The sequence below is a fragment of the Methylobacterium sp. Leaf118 genome, assembly GCF_920984675.1.
Taxonomy (GTDB): domain Bacteria; phylum Pseudomonadota; class Alphaproteobacteria; order Rhizobiales; family Beijerinckiaceae; genus Methylobacterium.
This window is the reverse complement of sequence record NZ_CAKLBV010000123.1, coordinates 1-3,254: the sequence shown is the minus strand read 5'-3', so window position 1 is coordinate 3,254 and position 3,254 is coordinate 1. Positions and strand designations below refer to the sequence as shown.

At 74.4% G+C, this 3,254-nt stretch carries 2 protein-coding genes; both read left to right on the top strand.

Annotated features, from left to right (window positions below; genetic code table 11):
* Positions 1-1,759: L,D-transpeptidase family protein (locus LW587_RS23745; RefSeq protein ID WP_232632035.1), on the top strand; the 1,759-nt coding region annotated here is incomplete at its 5' end.
* Positions 1,760-2,060: 301 nt separating this feature from the next.
* Positions 2,061-3,254: DUF882 domain-containing protein (locus LW587_RS23740; protein WP_232632034.1), on the top strand; the 1,194-nt coding region annotated here is incomplete at its 3' end.

Here is a 3,254-nt window from a genome sequence, read left to right as displayed (position 1 = left end):
AGCGCCGCCCGCCGCCGAGGCGCCCGCCCAAACGCCTGCTCTGGCCGACGCGCCGGCGCCCGCCGCGGAAGGCCCGCCCGCACCGGTGGCGCCGACCGAGCCGCTCCCGGCGGCGCTCTTTGCCCGTCTGAACGATCCGGCGCCCCTGCTCCCGCGCCTTCCGGGCAAGGACCGGGAGGCGATGCAGGCCTTCTACGCGCTCGGCAACTTCAAGCCGGCCTGGATCGAGAACGGCGCCTTCACGCCGGCCGCGACCGCGGCGATCGAGCGCCTGCGCGCGGCGGGCGAGGACGGGCTCGACCCGAACGCCTATCCGGTGCCGGTGCTCGGCAAGCTCAGCCGCCCCGACACCGACGCCGAGATCGCGGAAGCCGACCTGAAGCTCTCGGCGGTCATCGCCCTCTACGCCCGCGACGCCCGCGGCGGTCGGGTCAACCTCGCGGCGATCTCCAAGAACATCACCCCGAGCCTCGACCTGCCGACGGCGGACGCGACCCTCGCCCGGGTGGCGAGCACGGGAGCGCGGGCCGGCGAGACGCTCCAGGCCTTCAATCCCCGCCAGCCCGGCTACCTGGCGCTGAAGGCCCGGCTCGCCGCGCTGCGGGCGGGCCGCCCCCAGGGCAGCCAGAGCGCGCCGCCGACGGTGCAGCTGCCGGCCGGGCCCGTGCTCAAGCTCGGCATGAACGATCCCCGGGTGACGCTGCTGCGCGACCGGTTCGGCCTCGGCACGGGCACGGGCACGGGCACGGGCGACGCCTATGACCGTCCGGTCGCCGACGCGGTCGCCGCCTTCCAGCGCAGCCGCGGCCTGCCCGCCAACGGCACGCTGACCCGCGCCACCGTCGCGGCGCTCGCCAATCCCGCTCTACCGAAGCCCACGGGCAGCGAGGCGGACCTGATCGTCAACATGGAGCGCTGGCGCTGGCTGCCCGCCGATCTCGGGCCGGACTACGTCTTCGTGAACGTGCCCGAGTTCAAGCTGCGGGTCTTCCGCGGCGGCGCGGTCAAGGACGAGACCCGGGTGATCGTCGGCAAGCCCGAGAGCCCGACCCCGACCTTCTCGGGACTGATGGAATACGCCGTCGTCAATCCGTCCTGGTACGTGCCGCCTTCGATCCTCAAGCAGATGCTGGCCTCGGGCCGCACCGGCGGGTTCGAGGTGGTGCGGCGCGGCGGGCAGATCTCGCTGCGCCAGCCCCCGGGCGAGCGCAACGCCCTCGGCTTCATCAAGTTCATGTTCCCCAACCCCCACGCGGTCTACCTGCACGACACCCCCAACCGCTCGCTGTTCTCGGCCACGACCCGCGCCTTCAGCCATGGCTGCGTGCGCGTGGACGATCCGTTCCGCTTCGCCGACGCGGTGCTGCCCGACTGGACGCAGGAGCGCCTGAAGAAGCTGATCGGCAAGGGCGAGCGCACCCTGCGCCTGCCCGAGAAGCTGCCCGTCCACCTCGCCTACTTCACGGCCTCTGTGGACGATGTCGGGAGCTACCGGACGCTGACCGACCTCTACGGCTACGATGGTCCCATGAAGGTCGCCCTCGGCCTCGCCCCGCGCTCGGACGCGGTGGCCCGGGCGCCGGCCGGCACCAAGCAGGTGGCGAGCCCGCGCACCGCGACCCCGCCGCGCGACCTGCACCGCCCGGCGCCGCGCCAGCCCCGAGAGGCCGTCCGGCCCGTGCCCCGGCGCGACGTCGACATGTTCGGCGAGCCGTGGCCGCCCGAGGCGACCCGCCGCGAGACCCGCAGCTTCTGGTAGGCGAATCGGCGCGCCGGGCGACCCGGCCTCGCTCCCTGGCGGGACCGGGCGCGGCCGATATGTCGCGACCGATCCCTCGTTTTCCCCGGTCGAGCGGGGCCGGACGCGAAGACGTGTGCGCGGGCGCTCTTGCGCGGCACGTTTCTGCCACGGTTGGCCCCCAGCATCGCCACGGTTGGCCCGTAGCCGTCGATCAACAGACGGCGCGAGCGCCGCACGGAGTCCGGCCTCAGCCGGTCGGGCCCCGTGCCACGAGCCCGGCGCGAACCCCGCGCCGCGCCGTCCGGCGGAGGTGAGGAACATGCTGCTGACGCTGCTGCGGACCCGGACGCCCTCTCCTGCCGCCCGACGCGGACGGCGCGCCGCCGCCATCGCCGCCTCGCTGGCCGCCGCGCTTCTGACGAGCGTCGCACCGACGCAGGATGCGGTCGCCAACGGCGACACCCGCACCCTCTCCCTCGCCCACCAGCATACCGGCGAGACCCTGACCGTCACGTTCAAGCGCGATGGGCGCTATGACCGGGCATCCCTCGACCAGCTCAACTGGCTCCTGCGCGACTGGCGCGAGAACGAAGCCACCAAGATGGATCCGCGCCTGTTCGACGTGGTGTGGGAGGCGCAGCGCTCGATCGGCTCGACCGCCCCCCTGCACATCGTCAGCGGCTATCGCAGCCCCAAGACCAACGGGATGCTCCGCCGCCGCTCCTCCGGCGTCGCGGAGACCAGCCAGCACATGCTCGGCAAGGCCATGGATTTCTTCATGACCGACGCCACCGTCGACCAGATCCGGGCCGCCGGGATGCGGCTGCAGCGCGGCGGCGTCGGCTGGTATCCGCGCTCGGGCTCGCCCTTCGTCCATCTCGATGTCGGCTCGGTGCGCTCCTGGCCGCGGATGACGAGCGACCAGCTCGCCCGCCTGTTCCCCGACGGCAAGACCGTCCACCTTCCCGCCGACGGCAAGCCGCTCGCCCGCTACGAAGAGGCCCGCGCCGAGATCCTGGCCCGCGGCGGCACCGTGCTCGGCTACACCGCCCTGGCGAGCGCCGACGAGACCGACGACGGCGGGGGCGTGAAGGGGTTCTTCGCCTCGCTGTTCGGCGGTGGAGCGAGCCCGGCCCCGGCCGCCGTGGCGAGCGCCGCGCCGCCTGCCAAGACCCGGGGCAAAGCCAGCATCGCGCTGGCGAGCGCCGATCCGAACGATCCGGTCGGCGCCGCCCAGGCGATGGCCTACGCCGCGCCGAACGCCTCGGAGGCCCTGCGGACCGCGGCGCTGCGGCAGGACGGCCCCTCGGCCAAGGAGCTGCTGACCGGCATGTCCGAGGCCAACCGCGCGGTCGTGGCGCCGCTGCCGCCCCGCCGCCCCGCCGATCTCGCCGTCGTCGCGACCGCTTTGGCCGTGCCGCTGCCGCCCCAGCGCCCGGTGCAGCTCGCCTCCCTCGACGGCGCGGTGCCGACCGGGATGGCGATCCTCGACGCGCCGCCCGCCGCGGCGGCG